General features: G+C 63.4%; 12 protein-coding genes. 4 read left to right on the forward strand and 8 right to left on the reverse strand.

The annotated features are described in order from the left end of the window. A partial coding sequence (locus NKI72_RS28250) for a lipid-A-disaccharide synthase (protein ID WP_352851468.1) occupies nucleotides 1-902 on the forward strand: 902 nt, incomplete at its 5' end. Between the two features lie 106 nt (nucleotides 903-1008). Here the strand turns inward: NKI72_RS28250 and gltA are convergent. Both gltA and gltX read right to left on the reverse strand, forming a co-directional pair. Next, nucleotides 1009-2337: a citrate synthase gene (gene gltA, locus NKI72_RS28255; protein WP_023674946.1), complete on the reverse strand. Its 1329-nt coding sequence runs from the start codon at nucleotides 2335-2337 to the stop codon at nucleotides 1009-1011. A 179-nt stretch (nucleotides 2338-2516) separates the two neighbouring features. Further along, nucleotides 2517-3938 (reverse strand): glutamate--tRNA ligase, encoded by a 1422-nt coding sequence (gene gltX / locus NKI72_RS28260; RefSeq protein WP_352540560.1) that lies wholly within the window; start codon nucleotides 3936-3938, stop codon nucleotides 2517-2519. A gap of 96 nt (nucleotides 3939-4034) precedes the next feature. Here gltX and NKI72_RS28265 point away from each other — a divergent pair, with 96 nt between their 5' ends. Next, nucleotides 4035-6500 (forward strand): ComEC/Rec2 family competence protein, encoded by a 2466-nt coding sequence (locus NKI72_RS28265; protein WP_352474271.1) that lies wholly within the window; start codon nucleotides 4035-4037, stop codon nucleotides 6498-6500. Here NKI72_RS28265 and lexA read toward each other — a convergent pair. Beyond that, nucleotides 6494-7228, reverse strand: a complete 735-nt coding sequence (lexA, locus tag NKI72_RS28270) for a transcriptional repressor LexA (protein WP_023674949.1) — start codon at nucleotides 7226-7228, stop codon at nucleotides 6494-6496. The two genes, NKI72_RS28265 and lexA, sit on opposite strands and share 7 nt — an antisense overlap. Before the next feature lie 447 nt (nucleotides 7229-7675). Here lexA and kynU point away from each other — a divergent pair, with 447 nt between their 5' ends. Both kynU and NKI72_RS28280 read left to right on the forward strand, forming a co-directional pair. Beyond that, nucleotides 7676-8923, forward strand: a complete 1248-nt coding sequence (gene kynU, locus NKI72_RS28275) for a kynureninase (protein ID WP_352540559.1) — start codon at nucleotides 7676-7678, stop codon at nucleotides 8921-8923. Nucleotides 8924-9018: 95 nt separating this feature from the next. Further along, nucleotides 9019-9849, forward strand: coding sequence for a hormone-sensitive lipase (locus tag NKI72_RS28280; protein WP_352851469.1), 831 nt, complete (start codon nucleotides 9019-9021; stop codon nucleotides 9847-9849). Between the two features lie 7 nt (nucleotides 9850-9856). Here NKI72_RS28280 and NKI72_RS28285 read toward each other — a convergent pair whose 3' ends face one another. The 5 genes from NKI72_RS28285 to NKI72_RS28305 are packed head-to-tail and all read right to left on the reverse strand — an operon-like array spanning nucleotide 9857 to nucleotide 15287. Continuing rightward, entirely contained in the window at nucleotides 9857-11062 is a 1206-nt protein-coding gene (locus tag NKI72_RS28285) for a molybdopterin molybdotransferase MoeA (protein ID WP_352540557.1), read from the reverse strand. Beyond that, nucleotides 11062-11568 carry a cyclic pyranopterin monophosphate synthase MoaC gene (moaC, locus tag NKI72_RS28290; RefSeq protein WP_352448833.1) on the reverse strand — a complete coding sequence of 169 codons (507 nt, stop codon included), beginning with the start codon at nucleotides 11566-11568 and terminating at the stop codon, nucleotides 11062-11064. The genes NKI72_RS28285 and moaC overlap by 1 nt, the downstream gene beginning before the upstream one ends. 2 nt (nucleotides 11569-11570) lie before the next feature. Then, nucleotides 11571-12383, reverse strand: a complete 813-nt coding sequence (trpC, locus tag NKI72_RS28295) for an indole-3-glycerol phosphate synthase TrpC (RefSeq protein WP_352835835.1) — start codon at nucleotides 12381-12383, stop codon at nucleotides 11571-11573. Nucleotides 12384-12387: 4 nt separating this feature from the next. After that, on the reverse strand, nucleotides 12388-13398 hold the full coding sequence (trpD, locus tag NKI72_RS28300; protein WP_352835832.1) for an anthranilate phosphoribosyltransferase: 1011 nt from the start codon (nucleotides 13396-13398) through the stop codon (nucleotides 12388-12390). Continuing rightward, entirely contained in the window at nucleotides 13395-15287 is a 1893-nt protein-coding gene (locus tag NKI72_RS28305; RefSeq protein WP_352835829.1) for a SurA N-terminal domain-containing protein, read from the reverse strand. The genes trpD and NKI72_RS28305 overlap by 4 nt, the downstream gene beginning before the upstream one ends. Nucleotides 15288-15417 lie beyond the last annotated feature (130 nt).

The following is a 15417-nucleotide window of genomic DNA, read 5'->3' on the forward strand; positions in this document are numbered from 1 at the left end:
GTGAAAAGCCCGATTGCCTTATCACCATCGACAGTCCGGACTTCTCGCTGCGCGTCGCCAAGAAGGTGCGTGCCGCCGATCCGACTATCCCGATCGTCCACTATGTCTGCCCGAGCGTGTGGGCTTGGCGGCCGGGCAGGGCGGCGGCGATGAAGCCATATGTCGATCACATTCTTTGCATCCTGCCGTTCGAGGTGAAGGAACTCGCTCGCCTGGGCGGGCCGCCCGGCACCTATGTCGGGCATCGCCTTACACACGATCCGGGCATAGTCAGTGCCGCAAGGGCGCAGGCGCAGCCGCGTAACCTCGCCGCTGACCGTGTGAAAACGTTGCTTGTATTGCCCGGTTCGCGTCGCGGCGAGGTGCGGCGCCTGGTTGGGCCGTTCGGCGAAACGCTGTCGATCCTGCGGGCGCGCGGGCACCGCTTGCGCCTGCTGTTGCCGACGGTGCCGCACGTCGCCGACCTGGTCAGGACCTCGGTCGCGAGCTGGGACGAGAAGCCGGAGATCATCCTTGATGCCGAACGCAAATGGCAGGCCTTCGGCAAGGCGGATGCGGCGCTGATCGCGTCGGGGACGGTATCGCTGGAACTGGCACTGGCGAGTGTGCCGATGATCTCCTGCTACCGGCTCGATCCGGTCATGCGCATGGCGCAGCCGCTGATCAAAGTATGGAGCGCAGCCTTGCCCAATCTCATTGCCGACCGGCCGGTTGTGCCGGAACACTACAATCAATATGTGCGGCCGCATTATCTGGCGCGGCAGTTGGAAGCGCTGTTCTCCGATACCGCCTACCGCACCTGGCAGAAGCACGGTTTTGCCGACATTGCCGGGCGTATGGCAACCGCCAAGCCGTCAGGCGAGATTGCCGCGGGGGTGGTGATGGGGATGGTGAGGAAGTGAGTGAATTATGAATTGTGAATTGTGAATAGCGGTTTCTATGGACAGGGAGCGACGCTTCGCTACTCCCATTCACCATTCACCATTCACCATTCACCATTCACCACCTTCACCGCTTCGCGATTGGCACGTAGTCCCGTTCCGGCGCGCCGGTATAGAGCTGGCGCGGGCGACCGATCTTCTGGTGCGGGTCCTCGATCATCTCCTTCCACTGCGCGATCCAGCCGACGGTGCGGGCGACCGCGAACAGCACGGTGAACATGGTGGTGGGAAAGCCCAGCGCCTTCAGCGTGATGCCGGAATAGAAATCGACGTTCGGATAGAGCTTCTTCTCGATGAAATAGGAATCGGTCAGTGCGATCCTTTCCAGCTCCATGGCGATGTCGAGCAGTGGATCGTCCTTGATGCCGAGCTCGCCCAGGACCTCGTGCGCGGTCTTCTGCATGATCTTGGCGCGCGGATCGTAATTCTTGTAAACGCGGTGGCCAAATCCCATCAATCGGAACGGATCGTTCTTATCCTTGGCGCGCGCAATGAATTCCGGGATGTGATCGACATGACCGATCTCGCCCAGCATGTTCAGGGCTGCCTCGTTGGCGCCGCCATGTGCGGGACCCCACAGGCAGGCGATGCCGGCAGCGATACAGGCAAAAGGATTGGCGCCCGACGAGCCGGCCAGGCGGACGGTCGAAGTCGAGGCGTTCTGTTCGTGATCGGCGTGCAGGATGAAGATGCGCTCCATCGCGCGGGCCAGCACCGGATTGATCTTGTATTCCTCGCAAGGCACGGCGAAGCACATATGCAGGAAATTGGCTGCGAAATTCAGCTCGTTCTTCGGGTAAATGAATGGCTGGCCGATGTGGTATTTATAGGCCATCGCCGCGATCGTCGGCATCTTGGCGATCAGCCGCATTGACGCGACCATGCGTTGATAGGGGTCCGAGATATCGGTGGAATCGTGATAGAAGGCCGACAGCGCGCCGACCACGCCGCACATCACCGCCATCGGATGCGCATCACGGCGGAAGCCGGTGAAAAAGCGCGACATCTGCTCATGCACCATAGTGTGGCGCGTCACCCGGTAGTCGAAATCGTCCTTCTGCGCCTTGGTCGGGAGTTCACCATAGAGCAAGAGATAGCAGACTTCGAGGAAGTCGCCGTGCTCGGCCAATTGGTCGATCGGGTAGCCGCGGTGCAAAAGAATGCCGGCATCGCCATCGATGAAGGTGATTTCCGATTCGCAGCTCGCCGTCGACGTAAAACCGGGATCGTAGGTAAAGACGCCGGCGGTGTTGTAGAGCGAACCGATATCGATGACGTCAGGTCCTACCGAACCACTTCGTATCTTGAATTCATGGGTTTTGCCGCCGAGTTCCAGCTTGGCCGTCGATGCCTGGGTTTTGCCGCCAAATTCCATTTTTGTCGCAGGTTCGGTCATAGCAAACTCCTTTTTGTTTCCTCAGGCCGGCAAAGGCAAAATATCTGAACCCAACACGTCAAAAGCATCGGAATACGCACATTTGCGCCCGCAATTGAATCTGCGCGGCAGATTAGGCCAAGACCCAATGTTGCACTGCGAAACACACCTTTCAATGCCAATCTTCTTGGGCCAGTTTGCTAATCGATTTGATCAGCGATCCGCGCCAGGCTTTCCTCGCGGCCAAGCACGGCAAGCACATCAAAGACACCTGGCGAGGTACTTTTGCCGGTGAGCGCGGCGCGCAAAGGTTGGGCCACGGCGCCGAGTTTATAGCCGGCGGCCTGCGCATAGTCGCGGATCGCGGCTTCGGCTGAGGCGGCAGACCACCCCGAAACCGTGGCTAGTGCCGCATGAGCGCCCCGCAGGATCGCGCGTGCCTCACCGCTGAGCAGCGCCGCCGCCTTCTCGTCGACCGGCAGCGGCCGTTCGACGAAAAGGAATTCAGCCCCTTCAACAAGTTCGACCAGCGTTTTGGCGCGCTCCTTCAGGCCCGGCAACGCGGCAAGCAGTTGCGCCCTGCGTCTGTCGTCGAGGCGAGCGGCGATTGCCGGGCCGCCTTCTAGATAGGGCAGAGTGGCGATGAAGATGTCGAGCAGCGCCGCGTCGTTCATCCGGCGCATATGCACGCCGTTAAGCGCCTCGAGCTTGGCGAAGTCGAAACGGGCGGCGCCCTTGTTGACGTCGCCAATGTCGAACCATGTAATCATGTCGGCGATCGACATGATCTCATCGTCGCCGTGGCTCCAGCCAAGCCTCGCCAGATAGTTGAGCAGCGCCTCCGGCAGGTAGCCCATGGCGCGATAGGCTTCGACGCCAAGCGCACCGTGCCGCTTCGACAGCTTGGCGCCGTCGGCACCGTGGATCAACGGGATATGCGACATCGACGGCACCTCCCAGCCCATGGCGTGATAGATTACGGTCTGGCGTGCGGCGTTGGTCAAATGATCGTCGCCGCGGATGATGTGGGTGATGCCCATGTCGTGATCGTCGACGACGACGGCATGCATGTAGGTGGGATTGCCGTCCGAGCGCAGAATAATGAAATCGTCGAGATCCTTGTTGGGAAAGCGCACGTCGCCCTGGACGCGGTCATGCACCACCGTCTCGCCGTCTGTCGGCGCCTTGATGCGGATCGCCCCCTTGGCGCCGGGCGGCGCCTCCGACGGGTCGCGGTCGCGCCAGCGCCCATCATAGCGGGGCGGAAGCCCCTTGGCTCGCGCTGCCTCGCGCATCGCCTCCAGCTCCGCCGGCGTCGCGTAGCAGTAATAGGCCTTGCCCACGCGCACCAGCTCCTCGGCCACCTCGCGATGGCGCGGCGCGCGCTCGAACTGCGAGACAGGCGCGCCGTCCCAGGTGAGTCCGAGCCAGGAAAGCCCGTCGAGAATGGCTGCCGTCGCCGCATCCGTCGACCGCTCACGGTCGGTATCCTCTATACGCAGCAGCATCGTGCCGCCCGTGTGCTTGGCGTACAGCCAGTTGAACAGCGCCGTGCGCGCGCCGCCAATGTGCAGATAGCCGGTGGGCGAGGGGGCAAAACGGGTGACGACCTTATCGGGCATGGAACTCTCAGGCGGGCGAAGGAAGTGGGTTTGCGGACTTTCGCGCGTTGCGCGTTCATGTAGCATAGGAGGTCGAGGGCGCAAGGGGCAGACCCGATGGCTGTGCGAGGCCGTGGTGCGGGCGAGGGCGAGGACGTTGGCAGCGACGTCAGCGAACGCTTGCTGTTTGCCGCTCCCCCGCCTGTCCTGCCGGCACCGGCATTGCTACCTGCTCCGCGCTTCGATGCTCCGTCGCTGCCGGCCAGCGACCCAGCAACGGTTCTCGTGCCCGCGGGCGAGCCTATCGTACGCCTGCGCAGGCGTTTCCGCCTCCCGTCACCGTCCCGTATCCGCAACAGCGTAACCACAGCGGCCGGTCTGGAACTCGACCGCGGCATCGCCTTCCTGCTGGTGCCGGTGTTCCTCGCATGCGGGGTGGTCGTTTATTTCGGGCTGTCGGTGGAGCCGGCCTTTCCACAGCCGATCGCAATCGCGCTCCTCGCGACCCTTTGTGCCGTCGTCTCGCGGTCATGGCCCAGGACGCGCCTGTGCTTCATGGTGGCGCTGCTCTGCGCGCTTGGCGTACTTGCCGCCAAGTTCGAAACATGGCGTGTCGGAACGCATATGCTCGGCTCCGAAATCTCGACGCGGCTGACGGGTCGCGTCGTATCGTACGAGCCCATGGCGAGCGGCCGCATCAGGCTGACAATCGATGTGATCTCAACCGCCAGGCCGACACTGCGCTACATGCCGGAACGGGTCCGCGTTTCGGCGATGAAGATACCGGCTGAGCTGACCGCCGGTTCCGAGATCACCGGCTATGTGCGGCTGCTGCCGCCGACCGGCCCGGTGCGGCCCGACAGCTATGATTTCTCCTTCGACAGCTATTTCGCCGGTATCGGCGGCAGCGGCTTTTTTCTCGGCAATCCGAAAATCGTGTCGTCGGACAGCATGCCGCTTGCCGCGCAGCTTTCTTCCGCGATCGAAGACGCGCGTGAATCCATCGCCGACCATATCCGCAGCCGCATCGGCGGTGCCGAGGGCGAGATTGCTGCTGCGCTGATCGTCGGCGTGCGCGCCGGCATTCCCGAGGAGATCAACGAAGCGATGCGGCGCACCGGCATCTACCACATCATCTCCATCTCGGGGCTGCATATGGCGTTGGTCGCCGGCACCATCATGGCGCTGCTGCGGGGTGCCTTCGCGCTGTTTCCCGATTTCTCATCGCGACGGCCGGTCAAGAAATATGCCGCGGCCGCCGCGCTTTTTTCGATTGCGGCCTACCTCGTCTTTTCCGGCATTGTCGTGGCGGCCGAACGCAGCTTCATCATGCTGGCGGTGATGCTTATCGCCGTGCTGTTCGACCGGGCCGCGCTCACCATGCGCAACCTGGCGATCTCGGCCATCGCGGTCATCCTGGTGTCGCCGCACGAGGTGGTCGGTCCGAGTTTCCAGATGTCCTTCGCCGCGACGGCGGCCCTTGTCGGCGCCTATGCAGGCTGGTCCGATTACCGCGCCGGCAGGGCCACCACGCCGCCGCCGCGGCAGTCGCCGCTACGCTTTGCCACTCGAAAGGTCCTGCTGGGCATGTGCGGTCTGGCGATGACCTCGATCATTGCAGGGAGCGCCACGGCGCTTTTCGCCATATGGCATTTCCAGCGCGTGGCGCCGCTCAGCCTGTTCGCCAATCTGGCCATCATGCCCATCGTGTCACTGGTCGTCATGCCCTTCGCCGTTCTCAGCGCGCTGGCGATGCCGTTCGGTGCGGATGGCCCTTTTCTCTATGTCATGGGCAAGGGGCTGACGGCGATGATCGCCCTGTCCGGGTGGATCTCGGAGCGCTCGCCGATCGATGCGGTCGGGCTGATTTCGCTGAGATCCGTCCTTCTGGTGACGATCGCCCTCGTCATTGCCAGCATGGCGACGACGTGGTTGCGGCTGGCGGCACTTCCTTTTGCGCTCGCCGGCTTGCTGACGACAACGCAGACACGCATACCCGACGTATTGGTCTCGGAGGACGCACGGCTGGTCGCGCTGCCGATCGGCAGCGGTGAACTCGCGGTCAACCGGGCACGCCCGAATGAGTTCACCATCGACAACTGGAAACGCGCGCTCACATCAGAGGCTATCGTCGCGCCGGAAACACCTGGAAAGAACGACCCGCAATTCGACATTGCCGATCCGGCCGACCTACCGCCGGGCATGCCGTTCATTTGCACGGACGGCCTCTGCCTTGCCAGGCATCCATCCGGCGCGATCATCGCGCAAGCCAAGGACCGCGATACTGCGCGGCCAGCCTGCGCCTTTGCCAGCTTGATCGTCATCGACGACGCCACCGCCCATAACCCCTGCTACTACGACCGGCTGGTCCTCGTCGTCACCAAACGGCAACTGGCGCGCGCGGGAAGTGCCGCCGTCTATTTCGATCCACAAGCGGCAACACGCGCCGAGATCCGCTTCGCCGTCGAAAAATCATACCGGCCCTGGCACGTGCAGCGGAAATTTTCACGCGCGGCACGGGGCCTGCCGCCATACCGCCGGGCCGACAACCCCAAAGCCGGCGCCAAGGGCGGAGCTCAGTAGCGGCGGATCAGTCCGACGAGCTTGCCCTGCACCTTGACCCTGTCTGGTCCGAAGATGCGCGTCTCGTAGGCCGGATTGGCGGCTTCCAGGGCGATCGAGGCGCCCTTGCGGCGGAACCGCTTCAGCGTCGCTTCCTCCTCGTCGACCAGTGCCACCACGATCTCACCGGGGCTCGCCGTATCGGCATTGCGGATGATCACCGTGTCGCCGTCGAAAATGCCGGCCTCGATCATCGAATCGCCTTTGACCTCAAGCGCATAATGCTCGCCGCCCATGATCATATCCGGCGGCACCGAAATCGAATGCGTCTGGTGCTGGATGGCGTCGATCGGCACACCGGCAGCGATGCGGCCCATCACTGGGATCGAAACGGCGGCGACGACATCGTCGTCATTTCCGGCTGCGGGCACGCGCGACGATGTCGGCTTGCCTTGCCGAGGGGCGCCTTGCCCAAGACTGCCCTGGATGACACTCGGCGAGAACTTGCGTGCCGCATTGAGGCCGGGGGCGATCGAGTCAGGCAGGCGTAGCACCTCCAGCGCACGGGCCCGGTTGGGCAAACGGCGAATGAAGCCGCGCTCCTCCAGCGCCGTAATCAGCCGGTGGATTCCGGATTTGGAAGCCAGGTCGAGCGCTTCCTTCATCTCGTCGAATGAAGGCGGGATACCGCTTTCCTTCAACCTTTCGTGGATGAACATAAGCAGTTCGTGTTGTTTGCGTGTCAGCATAGCGACCCCCAACAGAATCAGAAAAACAAACCCAGAACAAACACTATCTGTTCCAGTTGTGTTCCGCAACTGTTTAAAGTTTAATGAATGCGTTAAGGCTCGGGAAACAAACGACGTCCCCTACCGGCGTACCGCATTTTCACCGCCGCGAGCCTCATCGCCTTGATTCTGCTTTCGTTTGCGCCCTTCTGGCCTCCTAGAAGGCGGCACTGGCATCGGCCGTCGGTCGGCAAAAGGCACGGAATTGAACCCGTATCGACTGTGCGGTTTGGTCAATGCACCGTGAACGAAACGAACTCAAAACGCCAACCTCGGGTTAAGTCCCGGTTTCCACCGCCTGGTCAGGCTGCTTCTCGCCGGTGGAGCCTTGCTGCGCGCAACCAAGTAATGGAAGAACAGTCGATGCGTGTCCGGCGTTGCGTTGGATCTTGGGGGAGCAGACAAATCATGACAGGAATTCCCGATCTCGTGGCCATAAAGGCGATGGATGCCGCGGATCCGCTGCGCGCGATGCGCGACCGCTTTGTGTTGCCGCAAGGAGTGATCTATCTCGACGGCAATTCGCTAGGAGCTGCTTCACGTGCCGCTTTCGATGAACTGCACAAGGCCGCGACCGAAGAATGGTCGCATGATCTCATCCGCGCATGGAACACGGCCGGCTGGTTCAACATGCCGCTTGAACTTGGCGACCAGCTCGGGCGCCTGATCGGGGCCGCGGCCGGCCAGACAGTGGTCTGCGACACGACATCGGTCAATATCTACAAGCTGCTGCACGCCGCCATGGCCATGCGACCGGAGCGGCAGGTCATCGTCGCCGAGGGCGATAGTTTTCCGACGGACCTCTACATGGCCGAGGGTGTGGTTTCGACGCGAAAAGATACGCTGCTGCGCCTCTCGGGAGTCGACGCGCCGACCATCGAAGAGCTGATCGACGAACGCACCGCTGTGGTGCTGGTCAACCACGTCAACTATAAGTCGGGCGAACTGCGCGACATGCCGGCGCTGACGCGCAGGGCTCAGGAAGCCGGGGCGATGATCGTCTGGGATCTCTGCCACACTGCCGGCGCGATGCCAGTCGAACTCGACAAGGCAAACGCCGATTTTGCCGTTGGCTGCACCTACAAATATCTGAATGGCGGCCCGGGCGCGCCTGCCTTCATCTATGCGGCTGAGCGGCATCTTTCCGACATCCAGCAGCCGCTCACCGGCTGGTGGGGCCATGCACGGCCCTTCGCCTTCGAGCCAGGCTATGCGGCCGGCACCGGCATCCGCCGGTTTCTGTGCGGCACACAGCCGGTCCTGTCGATGCGCACGCTGAAGGGCGCGCTCGACATCTGGAACGATGTCGACATGACGGCGGTGCGCAAGAAGAGCATCGCGCTGGCGGATCTGTTCATCGAGCTTGTCGAGGCAAAGTGCGGCACTTACGGGCTCACGCTCGAAAGCACGCGCGATGGGGAAAAACGCGGCAGCCAGATTTCATTCATGCATGAGCATGGCTACCAGGTCATGCGCGCGCTGATCGAACGTGGCGTGATCGGCGATTTTCGCGCGCCATCGACCATGCGCTTCGGCTTCACCCCGCTCTATGTCGGCTATGCCGATGTCTGGCAGGCCGCCAAAGTGCTTGAGGACATCCTGCACACCGGTGCGTGGAAGGATGCGCGCTTCGCCATCAAAGCAGCTGTCACTTGAGATTGATGCGAGAGCTGGAATCGTGAGGCTGGCGACGACGCGCCGCGCGATGCTTACGGCTACGCTGCAGGGCCATATGCCAGGGAGGGCGCAGGGTGTTCGAACGTCACATTGCCGATTGGGACAACGCCTATGCCAACAGCGCCAACATAGCCGGCAGCGATCGCTGGCCGGCGGCCTGGATCGAGCCCGCGCGGGTTTTCCGCGACGTGCTTTCGACCGAGGGCAGGGCGCGGCTCGACATGGCCTATGGCGACAATCCACGCAACCGGCTCGATCTTTTCCTGCCGGCCATCAAGCCCAAGGGACTCGTGGTGTTCGTTCATGGCGGCTACTGGATGGAATTCGACAAGAATTTCTGGTCGCATCTTGCCGCTGGCCCTGTTGATCGCGGCTATGCGGTGGCGATGCCGTCCTACACGCTCTGTCCGCAGATACGCATTGGCGGCATCGTCAAGGAAGTCGGCGCGGCGATCGGCAAGGCGGCGGCGATCGTTGCAGGGCCGCTGATGCTGACCGGGCACTCGGCCGGCGGCCATCTTGTTAGCCGGATGGTTACGGCGACGACGCCGCTGGCGCCCGAAGTCGTCCGGCGCGTTCGTCATGTAGTGTCGATCTCGGGGGTGCACGATTTGCGCACTAAAATGCGCACCGGCATGAACGAGACGCTGGCGATCGATGAGGCCGAGGCGCAGGCCGAAAGCCCGGTGCTGCTGCGCCCGATGGACAAGGCCCGCCTGACCTGCTGGGCCGGCGGCGGCGAGCGCGCTGAATTCCTGCGTCAGAGCGCGTTGCTGGCCAACATCTGGATCGGCCTGGGTACCGCGACCAGCTCGGTGGTCGAGCCTGACCGGCATCATTTCAACATCATCGACGGTTTGGCCGATCCAGACCATCCGCTGACCCGGACCTTGATTTCGGAGTGAGGCAGGTTCAGCGTAGCATCAGTACGTCGCAGGGGGAGCCCGCCGCCGCGGCAGGCGCGAACGGCGCGCGAACGATCAGCCCGTCGGCATCGGCCAGCATTTTCAGCATCGAGGAGTCCTGGATGCCGAACGGCGTCGCCACGAGCGTACCGGCGTCATCAATGACAACAGCCCGCACATAATCTTGCCTGAGATCGTTGGCCGGCATGGCGGCACCGAGCCGTGCCCGACGTATATCCTGCTGAAAGGCGCGGCCGCCGAGCCGCGCCAGCAGCGGCTTCAGGAAGAGCTGAGTGCAGACCAGGCTTGCCACCGGATTGCCGGGCAGGCCGATGCAGCGAATGTCTCCCAGCCGCCCGAACATCAGTGGCTTGCCCGGCCGCATGGCGATCTTCCAGAAATCGAGCGTCATGCCTTGCCCGGTCAGCACCTCATGGACGAAGTCGTGGTCACCGACCGAGGCACCGCCCAGCGTGACGATGACGTTCGCGCCAGCCTTCACGGCCTTTTCAACCAGCGCAGCGATCGCCTCCCTGCGGTCCGGCGCGATGCCAAGGTCGAGCGCGCGCGCACCGACCGACTGTGCGGCAGCGGCGACACCATAGGCGTTGGAGGAGATGATCTGGTCGGGGCCAAGATCGCTGCCCGGCGGCAGCAATTCGTCGCCGGTGGCGATGATGGCGACCAGCGGCCGTTTGACCACGCGCACCTCGGGGTGATTGGCCGATGCCGCCAGCGATAAGGCCGCCGGGTCGAGCAGGCGGCCTTTGGGCAGCAGGACATCGCCCTTGGCGAAATCGAGCCCGAGGCGGCGGATGTTGCGCCCCTGCACCGTCGGTTCCGTCACTTCGACGCTGCTGCCACCGAGATCGCGGGCGTTCTCCTGGATGACGATAGTGTCGGCGCCTTCGGGAAGCGGTGCGCCGGTAAAGATGCGCACGGCCTGCCGCTGCTGCACCGTTCCGGCAAAGCCGCGTCCGGCCGGCGCCATGCCGACCACCGAAAGCCTTGCCGGTACGGACGCGATATCGGCCGCCCGCACGGCATAGCCGTCCATGGCGGAGGCGTTGAACGGCGGCTGGGTGCGGAGCGCCACAACCGGCTCCGCCAGCACGCGGTCGGCGGCATCCAGCAGTGCGACGCGTTCGCCCGGCAGCGCTGCTGCGCCGTCCAGCAGGCGCTCGAGCGCCTCGGCAACTGGGACCAGCGCCATTATCGGCCTGCCTCGGTGGCCCCGTCTCCGGTGATCTTGTAGTCGCCGGATTTGCCGCCGGTCTTTTCGACCAGCCTGATGCCGGAGATGACCATGGCGCGGTCGACCGCCTTGGCCATGTCGTAGATGGTCAGGCAAGCGACCGAGACGGCACTCAGAGCCTCCATCTCAACGCCGGTCTTGCCGGTGACGCGGGTCAATGCTGTCACCTTCAGGCCGGGCAGCGCGGCGTCCGCCTCGATATCGACAGATATCCTGGTCAGCAGCAGCGGATGGCAAAGCGGGATCAGTTCATGCGTCTTCTTGGCCGCCATGATGCCGGCAATGCGCGCGGTGCCCAGCACGTCGCCCTTCTTGGCGTCGCCGGCGAGGATCATGTCCAGCGTCTCGGGCCGCATCGCGACAAAACCTTCTGCGACTGCCGTGCGCACCGTCTCAGCCTTGTCGCCGACATCGACCATGTTGGCTTCGCCCTGCGCGCCAAGATGGGTGAGGGCGGCCGCCATCCTCAAACGGCCTCTGCCGGCGCCTTGCCCGTCAACAGCAGGCGCGTTGCCGCGGCCACGTCCTGCTGGCGCATCAGGCTCTCGCCGACCAGGAAAGTCGCAATGCCGCTCTGCTCCAGCCGGCGGCAATCGTCGTGCGAAAAGATACCGCTCTCGCTGACCAGATGGCGGTCGGCCGGCACCATCGCTACCAGCCGCTCCGAGGTCTGTAGGCTGGTTTCGAAGGTCCGGAGATTGCGGTTGTTGATTCCGATCAGCCGCGACGACAGCTGCAGCGCGCGTTCCATTTCAGCCTCGTCATGCACTTCGACCAGCGCGTCCATGCCGAGCCCGAACGCTGTCGCTTCGAGTTCTCTTGCCAACGCGTCGTCGACGCTGGCCATGATGATCAGGATGGCATCGGCGCCCCATGCCCTGGCCTCGTAGACCTGATAGGGGTCGAACAGGAAATCCTTGCGCAATGCAGGCAGCTCGATGGCAGCGCGCGCAGTGGTGAGGAATTCGGGCGCGCCTTGGAAGGAGGGTGCGTCGGTCAGCACCGAAAGGCAGGCGGCACCGCCCTTCGCATAGGCCCTGGCCAGCGTCGGTGGATCGAAATCGGCGCGGATCAGGCCTTTGGATGGGCTAGCCTTCTTGATTTCGGCAATCAGCGCGAACCTGCCGGATTTGCGCTTTGCTTCAAGGGCGGAAAGAAAGCCGCGCGGCGCGTCGGCATCCGTCGCCCGCGCCTTGATCTCGGCGAGCGGCACGCGCGCCTTGGCCGCCGTGATCTCGTCGCGCTTGTAAGCCTCGATCTTGCGCAGGATGTCGGACATGGTTTTAACCGTTCGAAATCTCGATCAGCCTGTCGAGCACTTTCAGCGAGCGGCCGCTGTCGATGGCCTGCGCCGCCGTTACCATGCCGTCGGCGAGGGTCGTCGCTTTGCCGGCCACCACCAGCCCGGCGCCGGCATTCATCAGCACCGTATCGCGAAAGGCGCCGGCTGCGCCGGCCAGCATGTCGCGCAGTGCCTGGGCGTTGTGGGCGGCGTCGCCGCCGCGCAACTCGTCCTTGGTGTGCCGCTTCAGTCCGACGGCTTCCGGGGTCAGCGTAAAGCTGCGGATCTCGCCGCCGGCCAGTTCGGCGACAAGTGTCTCGCCGGTGGTGGTGATCTCGTCATAGCCGTCGCCATGGACGATCCAGGCATGGTCGGCACCAAGTTCCTTCAACGTTTCTGCCACCGGCATGATCCATTCGGGCAGGAACACGCCGACCATCTGCCGTCTGACACTGGCCGGATTGGAAAGTGGACCAAGCAGGTTGAAGATGGTGCGGGTGCCGAGCTCGACCCGGGTCGGGCCGACATGCTTCATCGCCGGGTGATGCGCCGGCGCGAACATGAAGCCAACGCCGGCCTCGTGGATGCAGCGGCCGATCGTCTCCGGAGGGATGTCGATCTTGACGCCCAATGCGATCAGCACATCGGCGGCGCCGGTCAGCGAGGACAGTCCGCGATTGCCGTGCTTGGCGACGGGCACGCCGCTGCCGGCGATGACGAAAGCGGATGCGGTCGAAATGTTGACGCTGTGCGAATTGTCGCCGCCGGTGCCGACAATGTCGATGGCGCCCTCGGGGGCTTCGACACGCAGCATCTTGGCGCGCATAGTGGCGACGGCGCCGGCGATCTCGCTGACGGTCTCACCGCGCACGCGCAATGCCATCAAGAAGCCGCCGATCTGGCCGGGGGTAGCATCGCCCGACATGATGATGTCGAAGGCCTCGCGCGCCTCCTCGAAGGAAAGAGCGCTGCCGGCGGCGACCTTGGCGATGTGGATCTTCAGCGCGCTCATCTGGCCAGGGCTTGGGTTACGGCCGCCTGATCGATGCGGACGTCATATTGCGTCTGCAACTGCGCCACCAACTGGTCGAGCAGGTCGTCGGACATGCCGGAGGTGAAGGACTTCTGTGCGTCCTGGGGCACTGAGCTGGCATCGGCCCCGGCAGGCTCGAACACCTCGGCAACCTTGAACAGGATCTGTCCGTCGCCCGTAGGTGAGGGGATCAGCCCGGTGCCGCCTTCGCCGACGCCGAACATCGCGGCGGCGCCTTCCTTGCCGAAATCGACGTCGTCCGCATCGCGCTTGACGCCGCGCTTGGTCTGCTTTTCGAGCTTGAGCTCACCGGCGATCACCTCGAGCGTGGCGCCAGCCTTGAGACGCTTCTCGAGCTCCTGTGCTTTTGCGGTGAGCCGTTTGGTGGTCTCCGCCGCGGTCCAGTCGGCCACGACCTTCTGGTGGACTTCGTCCAATGTGCGGTCGCGGGCAGGCGTGATCGCGCTCACGTCGTAGAAGACGAAGCCGTTATCGGCGGTGGTGAGGCCTTCATTGTCGGTTCCGGGTTCGGATTCGAACACCGCCTTGATGAGTGCCGGCGATTCCGGCAGGTCTTTGACGATGCTTCCATCCGGCCGTTGGCCGGTGCGGTCGATGGCATCGATGGTGACGACCTTCAGCTTCAATTTGGCGGCTGCCTCGGCGAGCGAACTGCCCGAGGCGCGCGTATCCTCGTAATTGTCGTGCACGTCCAGCAAGATGCGGCTTGCCTCGCCCAGTGCCAGGTCCTTGCGGATCTGCTCGGACACTTCGGCCAGCGGCTTCACCACTTCGGGCTTGATCTCGGTGGCGCGCAGCAGAACGGGACCAAAGGCGCCCTGTACGACCGGGCTGACCTCATTGACGTTTAGTTTGAAGGCAGCGTCGGCGACCGCCTTGTCGGCGATCTTGTCCTTGGCCAGCGTGCCGAGCAGCGTGTCGGCCGGCGTCTTGCCTTCGGCAGCGACGATCTTGTCGAAGGTCGCGCCGGTCCTGAGCGAATCGAGCGCCGCCTTTGCGGCATCAGGTGTCTTGAACACAAGCTGCTCGATGGTGCGCATCTCCGGCGTGGTGTAGCGCGCCTTGTTCTTATTGTAGTCGTCGCTGACCTGTTGGTCGGTCACCGCGCTCAAATCCATGATGTCTTCCGGTTCGAGCCTGACATAGGAGAACTTACGGTATTCGGGCGCGGCGTAGGTTTTCTTGTTTTCCTCGAAATAGGCCGAAAGCGCGCTGTCGGACGGCGCTTCTATCGGTTCGACCAGCGATTTCGGCAAGGTCAGGTAGTCGATGGTGCGATCTTCGCCGCGATAGAGCGCGACCGCCTTGAAGAAAGTATCCGGGGCCTTGAGGCCGTCCGAAACCGCCTCGACGATCTGCTGGCGGACCGCGACCTGGGCGCGGTTCTTCAAATAGTCTTCCGGCCGCATTCCGATCTGCCGAAGCAGGTACTCGAAGGTTCTCCTGTCGAAGCTTCCGGCAGGCCCTTTGAACGCCGGGTCTTCACGCGTCAGTTCGGCGAGCCGGTCCTTTGACAGGCCGAGTCCGAGCTTGCGGGCCTGCTCGTCGAGGACGGCGCCCGACACGAGTTGCGCCAGCACCTGGTTGTCGATGCCGAGCGCCGTCGCTTGCTCACGGCTGATGCGCTGGCCGAATTGCTGCGACATGACGCTGAGCTGGCGATCGTAGGCGAGGCGGTATTCGTTGATCGAGACCTTGGTGCCTCCGGCCGTGATCACGGCATCATGGCCGGCAAGACCGCCCATCAGGCGGCCCGAGATGCCCCAGACGGCGAAGCTCAACACCAACAATGACAGCAGCAGTTTAGCGACCCAGGTCCCCGCCGCGCTTCTCAACATACCAAGCATGAGTACTTCCGATTTTTGCGCATTTCGCATGCGCCGAGTCTGAAACAAGCGCAATAGCGCCCTTCCTGCCCACTGTCGATTGCTTTGTGGCCTGATTTTGATAGTGAGGGCCAGCTGGAAATTGCCCGGA

Source organism: Mesorhizobium sp. M0437 (assembly GCF_040321335.1).
In the GTDB taxonomy this organism is placed as follows: domain Bacteria; phylum Pseudomonadota; class Alphaproteobacteria; order Rhizobiales; family Rhizobiaceae; genus Mesorhizobium.